General features: G+C 30.3%; 11 protein-coding genes. 3 read left to right on the top strand and 8 right to left on the bottom strand.

Annotated features, from left to right (window positions below; translation table 11 throughout):
* Positions 1-34 precede the first annotated feature (34 nt).
* The 3 genes from H0I27_RS16655 to H0I27_RS16665 all read right to left on the bottom strand — a co-directional run bounded on the left by H0I27_RS16655 (position 35) and on the right by H0I27_RS16665 (position 5,827).
* A complete protein-coding gene (locus tag H0I27_RS16655) occupies positions 35-3,229 on the bottom strand; it encodes an efflux RND transporter permease subunit (protein ID WP_218731759.1) in 3,195 nt (1,064 codons plus the stop codon).
* Between the two features lie 152 nt (positions 3,230-3,381).
* Positions 3,382-4,461 carry an efflux RND transporter periplasmic adaptor subunit gene (locus tag H0I27_RS16660; protein ID WP_218731760.1) on the bottom strand — a complete coding sequence of 360 codons (1,080 nt, stop codon included), beginning with the start codon at positions 4,459-4,461 and terminating at the stop codon, positions 3,382-3,384.
* Between the two features lie 55 nt (positions 4,462-4,516).
* Positions 4,517-5,827, bottom strand: a complete 1,311-nt coding sequence (locus H0I27_RS16665) for a TolC family protein (RefSeq protein WP_218731761.1) — start codon at positions 5,825-5,827, stop codon at positions 4,517-4,519.
* Positions 5,828-6,119: 292 nt separating this feature from the next.
* Between H0I27_RS16665 and H0I27_RS16670 the strand changes: the two genes are divergently transcribed.
* Together H0I27_RS16670 and pncA are read left to right on the top strand one after the other, a co-directional pair.
* A complete protein-coding gene (locus H0I27_RS16670) occupies positions 6,120-7,517 on the top strand; it encodes a nicotinate phosphoribosyltransferase (protein WP_218731762.1) in 1,398 nt (465 codons plus the stop codon).
* A 66-nt stretch (positions 7,518-7,583) separates the two neighbouring features.
* A complete protein-coding gene (gene pncA / locus H0I27_RS16675) occupies positions 7,584-8,189 on the top strand; it encodes a bifunctional nicotinamidase/pyrazinamidase (RefSeq protein WP_218731763.1) in 606 nt (201 codons plus the stop codon).
* Positions 8,190-8,259: 70 nt separating this feature from the next.
* Here the strand turns inward: pncA and H0I27_RS16680 are convergent, their stop codons facing one another.
* From H0I27_RS16680 to H0I27_RS16695, 4 genes are all read right to left on the bottom strand, one after another.
* Complete coding sequence (locus H0I27_RS16680) at positions 8,260-9,354, bottom strand: PepSY domain-containing protein (RefSeq protein ID WP_218731764.1); 1,095 nt, start codon at positions 9,352-9,354, stop codon at positions 8,260-8,262.
* A gap of 125 nt (positions 9,355-9,479) precedes the next feature.
* Complete coding sequence (locus H0I27_RS16685; RefSeq protein ID WP_218731765.1) at positions 9,480-10,076, bottom strand: hypothetical protein; 597 nt, start codon at positions 10,074-10,076, stop codon at positions 9,480-9,482.
* A gap of 51 nt (positions 10,077-10,127) precedes the next feature.
* Positions 10,128-11,174 (bottom strand): alpha/beta hydrolase, encoded by a 1,047-nt coding sequence (locus tag H0I27_RS16690; protein ID WP_218731766.1) that lies wholly within the window; start codon positions 11,172-11,174, stop codon positions 10,128-10,130.
* A 70-nt stretch (positions 11,175-11,244) separates the two neighbouring features.
* A complete protein-coding gene (locus tag H0I27_RS16695) occupies positions 11,245-13,611 on the bottom strand; it encodes a TonB-dependent receptor (protein ID WP_218731767.1) in 2,367 nt (788 codons plus the stop codon).
* A 192-nt stretch (positions 13,612-13,803) separates the two neighbouring features.
* On the opposite strand from H0I27_RS16695, the gene H0I27_RS16700 reads away from it, so the two are divergent.
* Entirely contained in the window at positions 13,804-14,802 is a 999-nt protein-coding gene (locus H0I27_RS16700; RefSeq protein WP_218731768.1) for a helix-turn-helix transcriptional regulator, read from the top strand.
* A gap of 66 nt (positions 14,803-14,868) precedes the next feature.
* On the opposite strand, the gene H0I27_RS16705 is transcribed toward H0I27_RS16700, so the two are convergent.
* Complete coding sequence (locus tag H0I27_RS16705) at positions 14,869-17,052, bottom strand: amino acid permease (protein WP_218731769.1); 2,184 nt, start codon at positions 17,050-17,052, stop codon at positions 14,869-14,871.
* Positions 17,053-17,163 lie beyond the last annotated feature (111 nt).

The raw sequence follows: 17,163 nt of genomic DNA on the forward strand, positions 1-17,163 counted from the left end.
CGAGAATCTGCGCAATCTGCGAGAGAATTAATTACTATTTATAATTCTTCTTTTCTATCATATAATAAACAAGTGGCACAACTAACAATGTTAATACCGTAGAAACAATCGTTCCTCCCATTAAAGATATTGCTAGTCCTTGAAAAATAGGGTCAAACAAAATTACAAATGCTCCAATAACAACGGTTCCTGCGGTTAATAAAATTGGAGTTGTTCTTACTGCTCCTGCTTCAATACAAGCTTGTTTTAAAGGAATTCCTTCATCTGTTCTTAAGTTGATAAAATCTATCAATAAAACAGAATTCCGAACCATAATTCCTGCCAGTGCAATCATTCCAATAAATGATGTTGCTGTAAAAAATGCACCCATAATCCAGTGTCCTAAAATAATTCCTATTAATGATAACGGAATTGCCACCATCATAACAATTGGTGCTTTAAAATTTTGAAACCATCCAACAATTAAAATATAAATTAAGATGATAGCTCCCAAAAATGCAATTCCTAAATCTCTAAAAACCTCTAAAGTAATTTGCCATTCTCCATCCCATTTCACAGTGTAATTATCTTCAAAATCTGGCTGTCCCAAATACATTTCATCCAACTTATACCCTACAGGAAGTTTTATTTCTTTCAATTTTTCTTCCATTCCTAAAATGGCATATGCCGGACTTTCTAATTCTCCTGCCATATCTGCCAATACATAAACCACACGTTTTTGGTTTTTTCTATAAATACTTTTTGCAGCAATAGTCTCTTTAATTTCAACCAAATCTGCAATAGGAACCATATTCCCTTGTTTAGATTTTACTTTTAATTGCGAAATATCAGAAATAGTAGACTTTTCTTTTTCATCTAAACTCAATACCAAACCAACCTGATTCACCGCATTTTCATCATACAAAGTAGTAATTGCACGGTTAGACAAAGCCATATTCATGGTGTACGCAATTTGCTGCGGAACAACCCCATACAACATTGCCTTTTCTTTATTAATTTCAAATTGATACTCTGTTTGGTCATCTTCTACCATCCAATCGATATCTACCACATCTTCTGTGTTCTTTAAAATATTCTGAACACTATTTGCTATCTTAATTTGCTCATTATAATCAGGTCCATAAACCTCAGCAACAATAGTAGATAATACAGGAGGTCCTGGTGGTACTTCTACCAACTTCACATTTGCATTGTATTTTGCAGCAATTCGTTGTATTTCTGGTCTTAATAATTTTGCAATTCCATGGCTCTGAATTGTTCGTTCTCCCTTATCAACCAAATTCACTTGAATATCTGCCATATTAGAACCTCCACGTAAATCGTAATGACGTACCAAACCATTAAAAGTAATCGGTGCAGAAGTACCAATATAATTCTGATAATTCACCACTTCTGGTCTTGTTGCTAAATACTGAGAAATTTCTTGAGCAACAACTCCTGTTCTTTCTAAAGTAGTTCCTTCTGGCATATCTATTACTACCTGAAACTCGTTTTTATTATCAAAAGGCAACATTTTTACAGCCACAGAATTGGTGAAAAATAATACCATTGTAGCCATTAAAACCACAAATGTTCCACCCAGAAACAACCAACGTTTCATTCCATTTTCCAATAAAGGTCTTTCAAATTTGTTATAAATTCTATATATAAAAGTTTCTTCTAAAGGTTTTTCTACTTTCTCTACACCACCTTTTTTATCTTTTTCTCTTAAGAAAATATATCCTAAATAAGGTGTTATGGTTAAGGCTACAAATAATGACAAAATCATTGCAATTGATGCTCCAATTGGCATTGGCGCCATATAAGGCCCCATTAAACCAGACACAAAAGCCATTGGTAAAACAGAAGCTATAACAGTAAATGTTGCTAAAATGGTTGGATTTCCAACTTCATTAATTGCATATAAAGCAGCTTGTTTAAACGGCAGACGTTTCATCTTAAAATGTCGGTGCATATTTTCTGCAATAATTATGGAATCATCCACCACAATACCTGTTACAAAAACCAACGCAAACAACGTAATTCTGTTTAACGTATAATCCATCATATAATAACTCAACAACGTTAACGCAAACGTAATTGGCACCGATAAAAACACCACCAAACCACCACGCCAACCCATTGCTAGCATTACAACCAAGGTAACTGCAAAGATAGAACCAATCAAATGCCACAACAGTTCAGAAACTTTATGAGAAGCGGTTTCTCCGTAATTTCTTGTAATTTCTACGTGTACATCATCCGGAATTAAAGTTGTACGTAAATGATTTACTTTTGTTAAAATAACCTCAGCAATTTTCATAGCATCGGCTCCTTTTCTTTTAGCAACAGAAATAGTTACTGCCGGATATTCAGATTTATAGGTATTGGCTTTTTCACTCGCTTTTCCGAAACCTAAACACACATAATTCTGTGGAATTTCTGGTCCATCAACAATATTAGCAATTTGTTTTAAGTAGATTGGTCTATTCTGTTGTACGCCAACCACTAAATTTTCAACATCTGCAGCAGAAGCTAAAAACTTACCTGTTTTTACTAAAAATTCTGTATCACTTTTATCAAAACTACCTGCACTTAATTGTGTGTTATTGGCTTTTATCATTTCAGAAACTGATAAGAAATCCAATCCGCTTGCAGCCAATTTATCTTTGTCTAAAACCACACGTAACTGACGGTTTCTACCGCCAATTTTATGCGTAATAGAAACATCATTCACCTTCTTAATTTCCGATTCTAACTCTTGCGCCATTTGGCTTAATTGATAATCGCTATAGTTTTCACTCCACAACGTTAAACCCAACATTGGCACATCATCAATAGCACGTGTTTTAACCAACGGAAACGTAACACCAGCTGGCATTTGATCCATGTGTTTGTTAATTTCATTGTATAACTTTACAAAAGAACGCTCAATATCTTCACCCACATAAAACTGCACAATTACCATTGCTTTCTCGTTCATAGACGTAGAATACACATACTCTACACCTTTAATATTCGAGATTAATTTTTCTAAAGGTTTTACCACGCGCGTTTCTACCTCGGTAGGACTCGCACCAGGATATCCCACAAAAATATCTGCCATTGGCACATCAATTTGCGGCTCTTCTTCTCTCGGAATTAAAAACGAAGCATACACACCAACCACCATAAAAACGATCATTAGCAATACGGTTAATTTTGATCCAATAAAGACTTTTGCAATTTTTCCAGCTAAACCTTCTTTCATATTATTAATATTTTGGGCGTTTTAACAGGCTATCCGTTACAATCTTTTTTTGCCATATATGGCAGCAAAAAAAGGATTTTCACTTCTATCCTTAACGCGATAATTCTTGATTACTATTATAATTCAGACTTGTAATTGTGACTGAAAACTATTTACTGAATACTTATCTTAGCTCCGTTGAATAATTTTCCTTCCGCAGAAACTATATAAGATTCATCAGCATTTAAACCAGATAAAACGGCAACATTGTTTCCATAAGTTCTTCCTAAACGCAACCAACGTAACATAGCAGTATTAGTTTCACTTACTGTATAAACGCCAGATAATTGACCATTGGTAACAATTGCATCCGTAGGAATTAAAACCAATTCTGATGCTGTTTTTCTCTCTACCGGAAACTGTACCGTAGTAAACATTCCAGATAAAATAGACACCTCTGTTTTATCTAAATTAATTTTCACTAAATATTGTCCTCCTGTATTTTTAGCAGAAGTACTTACTTCCGTAACTTTTCCTTTTAGTGTTTTATCCATAGATTTCACCAAAATATTTACAGTTGTTCCTTTTTTAATTTGTGAGATCTCTGTTTCAGGAACCATCGCAATTACTTCAAACTCATCAGGAGCTTCTAAACTAATTAAAGGCATCCCTGGATTTGCCATATCTCCTACTTCAATATTTTTACTAGTAATAACACCACTAAAAGGAGCCGTAATATTAGAATATGCAAACTGTGCATTAATTTCGTTTTTCATTTGATTGGCAGATTCTAAACCTGCTTTTGCCATTTGGTAATTAGCAGTCATGTCATCCATTTCTTTCTGAGTAACACTTTTACTTTCATACAAATTTTTAAAACGATTGTAATTTTTCTCTGCATTTGTAAAAGCCGTTTTAGCCTGTGTAATACCTGCGTTTACTTGTCCTTTTTTTGCTTGTAAATCTGTATTGTTAATAGAAACTAACAACTGACCTTTTCTAACTTTGTCGCCAACATTTACATGCACATTTTTAACGTAACCCATCATTCGAGTACTTAAATCTGCACTATTAGTTGCCTCAATTTTTCCGCTTACAGACAAAAACGGTGTGTTGCTATTTACAGCAACCTTACTAACTTTTACAGCAATTGCTGGTGTAGTATCTACCGCTGCTTTTTTTTCTTCACTACCACAACTCGTTATTAATAATGATGTTGTAAATATTGCTATTATGTATATGTATTTTTTCATTTGTATTGGTTTTATTTTTTTACTGAAAACGGCGACTACTTACTGCTAACTTTCTTTATTTCTTTGTTAGAAAATTTAAATAGGACTGTGTAAAATTATATTGGTAAATTGTTTGATAATATTCTAGTTGCTTTTGTGCAAATTGAGTTTCTGCCATTAGTAAATCGGACGTTTTTTCTAAACCTTCTTTAAATCTGTTTTTTCTAATTCTTAAAGATTCTTCTGATTGTTGTACTGCTAAATCCGTTAACTCTAATCTGTTTTTTGCATCAACCAATTGGCGCTTTACTTTATTCAATTCTAAATTACTTTTAGACACATATTGATTGTATTCTAACTTAGATTTCTCGAACTCGGCTTTACTTTTTTGAGCTTTTCCAAAACGTTTAGAACCCTGAAAAATATCCCAACTTAATTGTGCTCCAATTAAATAACCACTTGCATCACCTTGAAAAACTTTATTATCGTACATTTCATAACTACCAAAGGCATTTAAACGCGGTAAAAAAGCCATTTTATCAGCTTTATTCATTGCTTCATAGCCTTTAGACGCCAATTTCATTGCTTTAATATCTGCTCTATTTTCAGAAATTATTTTGTTACCAATGTTAAGACTAGAAACAGCTAAACTTTCTGTGGGTTGATACACCACATCGCTTTCATCATTCATTAAAAATGATAAATAATTAGAAGCATTTTGTACATTACTTTTTGCTGTTTGTAACTGGTTTTTAACTTCTGTAACTCTTATCTCTACATTTAAAACATCTGCTCTTTGTAAAAAACCTTGTTTAAAACTATTATCTGCCATTGTTTTATTTGAGTTTGCAGCTTCTAAGGCTTTTTCTAAAACAGCAACACCTTTATAAGCTAATTGCAATTGCATGTATGCTTTTTCAACTTCAAAAACTAAATAATCTTGTGTACGTTCTGTTTTTAAAGACATGGCTTCCATTTTTGTCTTGGCTGCTTTTCTTTGATAGAAACCATCTAAATTGATTAAAGGTTGCTGAATCTCGATCTTCGTTGCAAAATTTCTAGTAGTTGTTGGATCATTTAACAATGCAGGATTAAAATCTGCAGAGATTAATATTTCCTGATTTAACTTAGATCCAAAAGACATTAAAGGGTTTGTTGTAGAAATACCCGTATGACTTGCTGTAATATTTGGTAAAAACACAGCATTGGTTTGTCTATAATCTGCTTTTGAAGCATTAAACTCTTCTTTAGAAATTTGAATGGTTCTATTATTTTCTACAACTTTGACTAAGATTTCTGCTTTTGAAATTGGTTTTATCTCTTGTGCATCTACAAGCAAAGTAACTGTAAATAAGCAAAATATGGTTATGTATATTGTATTTTTCATGTATTCTTTAATTATCTGAGGCAAATGTACACTGGATAATTTCTCAAGTCAGTAACATAAGTTACCTAGCAAAGAATGATAGTTCGCTATAGTTGCATACTTATTTCTACGAAACATACGGATCACTATTACAAATAGAATATTGAATAGTTGTAGGATAAACTTTTATAGCTAAAAAAGCGATTATCTGAGTTTTGGAAATGTTTAAAATAAAGGAATACGTTTTTTTTCTGAAGGCTTAGGAATAATATATATTTTTTTAAATACCTTCACATTTTAAAACTAAATCGGCATGAATATTACAGCAGCTTATACAGACCTTTATCAACTTACTATGGCTCAAGTCTATTTTAAGACGAAACCAGATGGACGAGCAGTGTTTGATTATTATTATCGCCACAATCCTTTTAATGGTGGCTATTCTATTTTTGCAGGATTAGAAGATGTGTTAAATGTTTTGGAAAATTTTAAATTCTCTACTTCTGATATTGAATATTTAAAACAACATGGATTTGAAAGTGATTTTTTAGAATACTTGACGAATTTTAGTTTTAAAGGAACTATTTTTTCAAGTAAAGAAGGTGATGTTGTTTTTCCTAATCGCCCAATTTTACAGGTAGAAGCTAATATTATTGAAGCACAGATTATAGAAACTTTTTTACTAAACATTCTTAATTTTCAGACTTTAATAGCAACAAAAGCAAGTAGAATTAGATATAGTGCAAAAGAGGAGGTTTTATTAGATATGGGCTTACGTCGTGCACATGCAACTGGAGGATATTATGCCTCAAGAGCTGCTATAATTGGTGGTTTTGATAGCACAAGTAATGTGGCTGCAGCTAAAGATTACAACATTCCGTCTACAGGTACAATGGCGCACTCATTCATACAAAGTTATAAAGAAGAAATACAAGCATTTCGAGATTTTGCAAGCATACGACCAAAAGGCTGTGTACTTTTAATAGATACCTACAACACATTAAAAAGTGGATTACCAAAAGCAATTACAGTAGCCAAAGAAATGGAAGCTAGAGGAGAAAAATTACTTGGAGTCCGTTTAGATAGTGGAGATTTGGCATATTTATCTAAAAAAACGAGAGAAATTTTAGACGAAGCCGATTTAGATTATGTAAAAATTGTAGCCTCTAATCAATTGGATGAATATGTTATAAAAAGTCTTAAAGAACAAGGAGCTCCTATTGATATTTTTGGTGTTGGAACTAATTTAGTTACAGGAAATCCTGATGCTGCCATGGACGGTGTTTATAAATTATCTGAATACAATGGAGAGCCAAGAATTAAGCTTTCTGAAAACATTATAAAAGTATCATTACCTTACAAGAAACAGGTTTATAGAATGTTAGATGATAAAGGCATGTTTTATGGTGCGGATGCTGTAGTAGTATATAAAGAAGGCGAAGTAGCAAAAATAGAACACCCTTTTGATGCTACAAAGAGTTTAAAATTAGAAGGTTTTAAACAAGAACAGTTACTAGAGAAAGTTATGGAAAACGGAAAAAAAACAGTCCCTTCTCGCTCTGTTTCTGAAATTGCTGAATATTCACAATCTCGTTTAGAACTGCTTCCACATGAATACAAACGTTTTCAAAATCCACATATTTACAAAATAGGATTGAGTTTAAAATTAAAACAAGACCGTGATCAATTGATACAAGAACATCAATTCTAAATTCAATATTCATAAGACTATTGTGTCTAGCATCATTGTATATTAATTTCAAATAAAAAACGATTTATGAAAACACTTCTTATAATCGATGTACAAAATGACTTTATTCCCGGTGGATCGCTTCCTGTTCCTAATGGAGATAAAATAGTTTCAATTATCAATGAGATACAACCTAAATTTGATTTGGTAATTGCTACCCAAGATTGGCATCCGGAGGATCATATCAGTTTTGCTTCGAACCATAAAGGGTTATCTAATTTTGATAAAATTGAAATTAAAGGAATCTCACAAACCTTATGGCCAAATCACTGCGTACAAGGTTCTAAAGGTGCAGAATTGCATCCTAAACTAAATACATTAAAATGTGAAACTATTTTTAGAAAAGGGACTAATAAGGAAATTGATAGCTATAGTGCCTTTTATGATAATGGACACCTAAAATCTACAGGATTAGCTGGCTATTTAAAAGAAAAAGGAACCACTGAGCTTTTTATATGTGGTTTAGCTGCAGATATTTGTGTTTATTATTCCATTCGTGATGCAGTTAAAGAAGGTTTTAACTGCTTTTTTATTGAAGATGCTTCTGAAGCACTAGACAATGAAGGTTTTAAGAAAATTAAAAAAGAAATGGTTGATATGGGAGTTAAAATTATTTCTTCGGAATTTATATAACGCCTTTTCTTAAAGAAATCACACTCTTTTAAACCCACCTGCAAGTGATTAAAACCTATGAAAAAGGACATTACACATTATTTTTGTTGATTTTTTTAAACCAAATAATAAAACCTGTTATTGGTAACGAGCATCCAACTAAACTAATCAGAAAATAAATAATAATGCTTGGCAAACCCATAATTTCGCCTGTATGTAATGGTTTTGCAATTAACTTAAATTGTTCGTGTAATGGTAAATTTGTAAATAGTTCTTGTTTTCTAACTTTACCATCAATTGAAAATTCTATTTTATCCGGAACATAAAAATGCAACAAGTTATCAGTATTCATTTTATTAATATTGATGCTTTTAGTATTTTCATTTGCTAGTTGAATTACTTTTGTTCCGTTATATTTTAAAACACTATCTGTTTTTATAAGCAACGTTTGTAAATCACTTTTTTGCTTTATAACCGTATTTTCTTTTGTTAATAAATCATCAAACAAAACATTAAAAGAACTTGATAAAGATGCTTTTAAAGCAATATTGGTATCTGATATTACAATAGAATCTCCGCCCAAACCGACAATTACAACATTTTTTACCCAATGAAAAGAAACATACAAACCGGTAACTGAAATAAAAAAAAGTAACAAAATAGAATAAAACCCTAAAACTCTATGCAAATCGTAATTTACACGATAAAACTTGGCATCAAGCTTTATTTTTAAACTTTTTTTAAGTTGATTTATCCTTTTTGGCAACCAGATTATAAAGCCAGAAAAGAGTAAGAAAATAAACATTAAAACAGCCACTCCGTTTATAAATTTACCAACATCACCAGCCAACAAAAACCTATGGACTTCTAAAATAAAATCAAAAAAGGCTATTGAATTTTGATTTTTAGTACCTAATAATTCACCAGAAATAGGATTGTAATATGCAGAAACTCCAATATTATTCTTACTAAATGATGAAACTAAAATACTTTTATTATTTTCCTTAAAAACAGTAATATTGGTTGCGCCACCAAACTGATTTTCGAAATTATTTAAAATAGTATCAATCGCTATTTTAGAACTATTATTTGATTTTATATAAACAACATCACTATCTATAAGGTTTTCTATTTGTGTTTTAAACGCATAAATACTTCCAGAAAGACAAACAATAAAAATTATCACAGACGATAAAAGTCCGAGCCACAAATGCAGCACGGACATGATATACTTAAATAAAGATTCTTTTTTTCTTCTTTTGCGAAGTAAATATTTGATCATATATTGTCTTTAAAAATTTCTAAAAACGATTATTCTTCAATTTTACCAACCTTATATTCCTCAACCAATTTTAAATATGTGTCAAACTGTTCTTCTGTCATCATCTTTTTAAAAGCAGCTCTTCTACTTACATCAATTTCTTTATGATACTGCATATAAACATCTAGTTTTCCGTGATAATTATCGTGATTATCTCTTAAAACTGTAAAAAAAGTTTCATTTGCTGCATCGTATTTTACAGATTGCAAACTATCTAAATCCAATTCTTTCTTAATTAAAGACATATTGTATTTTTCTCTTCCGCCACGTTCTATGTTTACTTCTGTAAAATAAGTTGCGTATTGTTTGTCCTCTATAAACGCTTTTATTTTAGCATCTTGTTCTGCAAAAACTATTTTTTGTGCAGCCAAAGCAGCTTCTTTATTTCCGTTAGCATCTAACCAAGCTTGTTTTGCTTTTTCTGTATACTCCGTTGTAATTTTATCAAACTTTGTGGTTTGTTCTTCTGTCAATGCAATTTTAGATTTTATCATTGGATAATTAAACCTGCCTTTACTTTCTTTTTCACTACAACCAACAACAATTGTTAAGATTGCTATTATTAAAATTTTACTGATTAATTTCATCTTTATATTTTTTAATTGAACTCAACTATTTTTCTTTATTTATCTAGAATGTTAATCTAGTTTCTCTTTTAAATAAACATTATCTGGATCTTGTTTTTGATGGATTGTATTTAAAATTATCGCATTCTCTTTTTCTTTTAATTTTATAGCTAAATCTACGACTCTGTCTATATAAGCTCCTTGAGGTTTTAGATTAAAACCTATATTTTTTGACAACAAATTATATTGTGTTTCTAATATTGAAGGATTTTTTACAAGCTCTTTTACATTTATTCTAAAACCATTAAATATCGTTCTTAATCCATCAATTAATGATGGTAATACAACACTTCCGTGATCTTCATCATTATAAAATTTAACGTGATAATTTAAATTTTTAGGTGTAGTAATTTCCATTAATTCAAGTGCATTCTTTTTAGCTTCAAAATGAGCAAAATGTTGTTTGCTAGGTACTTTTTGATTTCCTTTAGAATTTGCATTTGCAAAAAACAGAGAACTTCCTTTAAAATCTATTGTTTCTAAATTACTTTCCAACTTTTTTACAAGTACATTATCATCCCACCATAAACTTGGATCTATAATTAAATAAGCATTAAATTCTGAAGGATTTTTTAACAAGGTATTAAACGCAAACAAGCCACCAAATGAATGCCCTATAAGAATTTTATAATCTAATGTTCTATAAGTCTGATTAACTTTAGTAATTAATTCTTCTGTAATAAAAGACTCAAATTTCTTAGAACCTCCATTTTCATAAGATAAACTCGTAACTTTTGTAGGCGTTAAATCTCTAGATCTATTCGTGTTTTTTATTGCCACAATAATACATTCTGGCATTAATGGATAATATCCATCAGATAACTTTTGAACAATACCTGTGGTAACATTAAAAAATTTTTCTCCGTCTAAAAGATAAATAACGGGGTATTTTTGATTGGCAAAATTCTTATTTGAATAATTTTCTGGTAAAGACACCAAATATTCTCTTTCTTCATCTAATATTTTAGATTGTATGGTTTTTACCTCTCCAATCTCAATTTTTTGAGCTTGAGATAAAAAAGACATCAAACAAAAAGTAAAAACAATTATATTTCTCATATCTATGATATTTTAAAACAGAAAAGAGAACGCAGTTACAACACGTTCTCTCTTCAACATTTAATAATAATTAAAACAAACTATACGTAAGACCTAATCTAAAGTTAAAAGGTTTTTGGGGTATACCGTAACCATTGTAATATTCTTTATCAAAAATATTATCTGCCTTAAAACTTACTTTATAATTGTCTTTTTTGTAAAATACAGTAGCATCTACCGTTGTATAAGCTTCTGAACCAAAGTTATTAGTTGTACTGTTATAAATTTCGCTCATATGGTTAGCTCCTACTCCAAAGCCTAAACCTTTTGCACTTCCTTTTAAAGCTTGGTAACTTAACCAAAAGTCCCAAACTGTTTCTGGCGTATAACTTAAACTGTTTCCTAAAACAGCTTCATTACCAAAACTTACTTTTTCTAAAGTAGCATTATTTTTAGTGTAACCTGCAACAATGTTTAAACCTGGTAATGGATTTGCAATTAAATCAATTTCAAAACCTTTACTTAAAGTTTCTCCTGTTTGTGAGCTAATTCCGTTTTCATCAACAATAATATCATTGTCTATTTTAATATTATAGTAGCTAATTGTACTTAATAATTTACCATTAAAAAAGTCTAATTTTGTTCCAACTTCAAATTGTTTTGCTCTTTCTGGATCCCAAGTAATAATTTCTCCATTTCCGTTATCTGAAGGTGCATTATTGTTTAATCCGTCCATATAATTTACAAATAATGATGCTTTGTCTTCAAAAGGATTATAAGCGATACCTAATTTTGTGCTTAATGCATTTTGATTGTATCCGTTAGTTCCTTCTACTCCATTAGCCACTGTGTTACTAGACATAAATCGATCAAAACGTAAACCTCCTGTTAAAGTTAATTGTTTGTTTATCGTAATGGCATCAAAAGCATAAAACCCTAAAGTTTGAAATTTAGTAATTGTTTTATTTTTTGTTCCATCAGCTATATTTGCTTCAAATTGATCATTTGTTAAACCTGTAATTACAGGGTTTGTAGTATCTACCGCATCAATTGCATTCCAAACTCCGGTACGCTGTGTGTCATCTAAATTATTTAAATAACTAATACCTGTAACAAATTTATTATCAACTTTATTACCTTCTACAACATTTAAAAAGTCTTGTTGAATATGTGTATTTTGCGTTTCTCTTGGGTCTAATTGTAAGTAAAATCTATTAACAGTTGTTACATCTCCCATTACAACTCTTAAATAATTTGCATCTGTAAATGAACTTGCTTTTGTAAAGTTAGTTTTTGATGTCCAAGTATCAGATAATTTATAATTCATGTTTATTTGAGATACTAAAGAAGAAAAATAACCAGCCATTTCATTGGTACCATAATTGGTATTAAAGTCCCAGTTTAAATCATCCCAAGAATTTACAGTATCAGAAATTAATGCTCCAGATACACCTCTTGCAAAATTTAAATTACGTTTACTTTGGTTGTATTCTAGATTTGCTTTAATTGTTAATTTGTCTGACAACTCAAAAGTTAAAGAAGGCGCCAACATAAACTCTTTTATAATTCCTTGGTCTTGAAAACTAGCTTCATTATTATAAGCTCCATTAAACCTAAAGAAAACACTTTCTTCTTTGTTTAAAACTGTGTTATAATCTATGGTTGCTCTATTTAAATCGAAACTTCCTGCGATGTAACCTAAATCTAATTTTTCGCCATTATAAGCTTGTTTTGTTACTTTATTTACAACACCACCAAAGTTGGCAATATTATTAACATTAGCTCCATAAAATAAAGAAGCAGGTCCTTTTATCAGTTCTATTCTTTCTATATTTTGAGGATCAATTGGAGCCTTTACCCAAGCAATTCCGCCATTTCTTAAATGTACGTCAGATCTAAAACCTCTTAAAAACACACTCACATTACCGTCATTAGATTGTACATAACCTCCACCAGTAATACTTTTAAAAGCAGAAGCTAAATCTGTATTTACTTGTTCTTTTAATAACGCATTTGTTACTACTGAATAAGATTGTGGATTGTTACTATTCTTTAATGGAACCTTTGCAACATATTCAGATTCCTTATGTGCAAATTGATTTAAACGTTCTGCAATAATTACAACTTCATTTAATTGCTCTTGATTTTCATCTAATTGAACATCATTTATCTTAGTTTCTAATGAGTTTACTTGAATTTGAATGCTTTTACTGTGCATTCCTATTAATGAAAACTCTAAAGTATAATCTCCGTAAGGAATATTTTTTAAAGAATATTTTCCATCAAAATTTGTAGTAGTACCAAATTTAGTCGACTTAATAATTACATTTATAAAAGATGCTGGGTTTCCATCTGATGTTATTACTTTACCTGAAACACTGCCTGTGCTTTGTTGAGCATAGGTTGAGCTTATTAAAAACAACGCAATAATTGTTTTTAGAATTTTTGATATTTGCATAATATTAATTGATTTTTATTTTTTAAGATTTAAAAATGAAAGTGTATTCTTAATATAAAATTAGATACCTTAATTTTTTACTGTTCTTATTTAGACTAATTATTAATAATGTTTTATTTTTGCGCAAATTTAGATAAGTAAAAATCTATTACTATAACGCAAAAGGTTTTTTAATCAACGAGAAAAGAAGAAATGAAAACAACACTAAAAAGTTCTATTTTTGATAAAAACATATTAGTAAAATCATTTCAAAAAAATTTTAAAACATCAAATTATACAGAAAAAACAACTGAAATAAATAACAATAGTATAAAAGGAACACAAACAGAAATTTGTATTAATGGTTTAAGAATTATAATAAGAGATCTTAAAACAAAAGAATATAATATAGAGGTACAGCATGATTTTCCTTTATATAAATTACAATTTGAAATAGAAGGTCATAGCCATTATGTACCTTTAAATTCATCGCAAACAGAAATTTTTATTCCAAATGCGCATTATAATTTATTTTACTTACCAGAAGTTAATGGTACTTTAAATTATAAAACAAAAAGGAGAAAAACCTTAGAAATACTTTTTACAGAACAATATCTAAAAGATATTATTGGTACTAATTTTAAACAAATACTACACAAAATAGGCACAGCCATCTCTAATAAAACAGCCTTTTTATTATGGGAAAAAAGTAAACCTATATCAATTGAATTAAAAAGCCACATTCATCAAATTGTTAATTGTAACTATCCTGATGATTTAAAAAAAGCATATTTAGAAGCAAAAATCAACGAATTATTAATACAGTTATTAGCCAAAACTAATGAAAATAATTACGAAGAAGAAAATAGCCTTTTACCTATAGAAGATTATAAGAATATTCTAAAAATAAGTGAATACATACATATAAATCTAGAAAAATCTTTAACAATTACTGAATTAGCTGCAACAATAGGAGTAAATACATCTAAACTTAAACATGATTTTAAAGTAATATATGCTACCACAATTTTTAAGTATATAACTAATATTAGAATGGAAAAAGCAAAAGAATTAATACTAGAAAAAAATTACAATGTAACAGAAGCGGCGTATAAAGTAGGCTACAAACATGCACAACACTTTACAGTTGCATTTAAAAAGATTTATGGTTACTTACCTAGCAAACTAACAGATTTTAAAACTTCTAAATAAGGTAAATACAAGAACTTAAATAACTTTAAAAAAAATAAAAACAGACTAAAAAAACACCTAAACTAACTATTTATCCTCTACAAAATCTAAATCTAGCACATTAAAGTTATTGGCTGCTTTAACTAATAAAGTAGAGCCAATAGTCTCGAACAAGTCGTTTGTTTTAAGAATAAATTGAGCTTGTTTTTCAATTTTATAATTAGGAATTCCAATAATTGATAAATCTGTGGATTTAGAGTATTGTTTTATTAAATCATAAAAAGAGGTTTGATCTATAACATTTTCTACAATTACAATTTCTACTAGCACTCTAAGGTCTTCTACTAATTCAGATATTTTTGCATGAATAACAGCCGGATTCACATTATTATTATCTACAAATAAAACACGAATAGAAGTTTGATTCCATTTTGGAGCAGCAATAATAAAACGAGCGATATTTAGCATCATTTCAGCATTCTTACTATCGGTTTCTCGCCACCATAAATCTATTGTTTTATACCTTCCAAATTTCGACTTTCTATCAAAATCTAAATACAATAAGTTATAATCTAAATAAAGCAAAGTTTCAGTCATTTCTGCATATTCCGAAGAGCCTTCTAACCCTTTTGGCCATCCCATCATAATCGTATTCGGTTCTACCCCAGAAAAGCCAAAAGTAGTAGCAATATTGGTAATTCCTTTATATAAATTATCAACTTTTACTTGTCTAGCAAAAATACCTAACTCATTATAGATGTCTTCTCTAACAACCTGATCTCTTTTTTTTAAAGGAATTTTATTCTCTTTGTCTATAATCAACTTAAAGTTAGTAACCACGCCAGTTTTACCAGAAACGGCTTTACTTAATTCTAATAAATATCCTTGATGCTCACTGCTACCGCTAAAAAGAATAATATTTGGGTTCCAATTAGTATCAATATCATGTTTTGTATCAATCTTCATCAAGCCTTTATTCACCACATTTTCCCAAACGCTTTTCCAGATATCTGTAGAATTAATTTTTACTTCCTTTCGTTGCAACATAAAATACAATCCTCCAATTACAGCTAAAGCCCCAATCATAGCAATCATATCTAATTTAAACATCACTCCAAAACAAGCCACAACACCCACTAACCCAATCCACCTTTTAATTTTAAAAGTGGGTTGAAAATCTGGATTTGCCCAACTTTCTAAAAAAAAAGACAGATTAATAAAGCCGTAAGCAGTTAAATAAAACATAGAAACCACACGTGCAATAACATCTAATTCACCAATTAAAATTCCGGCTTCAGCTATTAAAAACACCAATAATAATGCATTTACTGGCTCATTATTTTCACCTCTTCCCTTTGCAAAAAAGCGAGGTGTAACTTTATCTACAGACATGGCTTGTAAAATTCTTGGACCACCTAAAATTCCGCCTAAAGCGGATGACAATGTTGCTCCCCAAACACCAGCAATTACGGCAGGAGCAAAAAAGGCTATTTTCATTAAAATATTATAATCTGATTTTAAAACATCAGAATCTATTGTGTACGCTATAAAAACTGCCAATACTAAATACACAATTAAACCAACTCCAATAGCAAGTAAAGTACCTTTAGGTATAGAGTTTTTAGGATCTTTTAAATCTCCGCTCATTGCTATTCCGGCAGTAAAACCAGTAACTGCAGGGAAAAATATGGCAAAAACAACTTCTAAAGGAACCGATCCTTCCGTAGAAAACATAGATACCGTTTGTGGTGTAAAGTTGTGTGACCCAAAAAAGATGGAAACAATTGATAATACAATGGCTGCCAAAATAAAATACTGAGATTTTAAAGCTACAGATGTACTTATTAAAGCCAAAGCAGTAAGTAAAAATAAGGCAATAGTACCTGTAATTCTAAAATCATTTATCTCCATTCCGAAGCCTAAATAACTATTAAAGCTTTCTGCAAAACCTATTAAATATAATGCAATGGAAAAAGCAGTCCCCACATACAAGGCAATACCAATTGAACCACCAATTGGAACGCCCATACTTCTAGAAAGGACGTAGTAAATTCCGCCTGCTCCAATTTTTTTATCAGTGGCAACAGAAGACACACTAAGACCCGTTGAAATAGAAATAACATGTGCAATTATAATAATTAGAATAGCGCCTAATAAACCAGCATTTCCAACTACCCAACCCAAACGCATATACATAATTACCCCTAGAATTGTGAGTATTGATGGTGTAAAAACACCTGCAAATGTGCCGAATTTTTTAGTTTTTGACATTCCTTAAATTCTGTTTATTAAAATAAAGCAATCTAAATATGAGTTTTTAAATTCATCAATTTTCTCTAACTGCAAGATATTAATAATTACTCAGCCTAAAAACTAAGTTAA

It is taken from the genome of Polaribacter sp. HaHaR_3_91 (genome assembly GCF_019278525.1).
Classification (GTDB): domain Bacteria; phylum Bacteroidota; class Bacteroidia; order Flavobacteriales; family Flavobacteriaceae; genus Polaribacter.

Coding starts and splice junctions, on each gene's coding strand:
- H0I27_RS16655 (WP_218731759.1), bottom strand. CDS start 3,229: ATGAAAGAAGGTTTAGCTGGAAAAATTGCAAAAGTCTTTATTGGATCA.
- H0I27_RS16660 (WP_218731760.1), bottom strand. CDS start 4,461: ATGAAAAAATACATATACATAATAGCAATATTTACAACATCATTATTA.
- H0I27_RS16665 (WP_218731761.1), bottom strand. CDS start 5,827: ATGAAAAATACAATATACATAACCATATTTTGCTTATTTACAGTTACT.
- H0I27_RS16670 (WP_218731762.1), top strand. CDS start 6,120: ATGAATATTACAGCAGCTTATACAGACCTTTATCAACTTACTATGGCT.
- pncA (WP_218731763.1), top strand. CDS start 7,584: ATGAAAACACTTCTTATAATCGATGTACAAAATGACTTTATTCCCGGT.
- H0I27_RS16685 (WP_218731765.1), bottom strand. CDS start 10,076: ATGAAATTAATCAGTAAAATTTTAATAATAGCAATCTTAACAATTGTT.
- H0I27_RS16690 (WP_218731766.1), bottom strand. CDS start 11,174: ATGAGAAATATAATTGTTTTTACTTTTTGTTTGATGTCTTTTTTATCT.
- H0I27_RS16695 (WP_218731767.1), bottom strand. CDS start 13,611: ATGCAAATATCAAAAATTCTAAAAACAATTATTGCGTTGTTTTTAATA.
- H0I27_RS16700 (WP_218731768.1), top strand. CDS start 13,804: ATGAAAACAACACTAAAAAGTTCTATTTTTGATAAAAACATATTAGTA.
- H0I27_RS16705 (WP_218731769.1), bottom strand. CDS start 17,052: ATGTCAAAAACTAAAAAATTCGGCACATTTGCAGGTGTTTTTACACCA.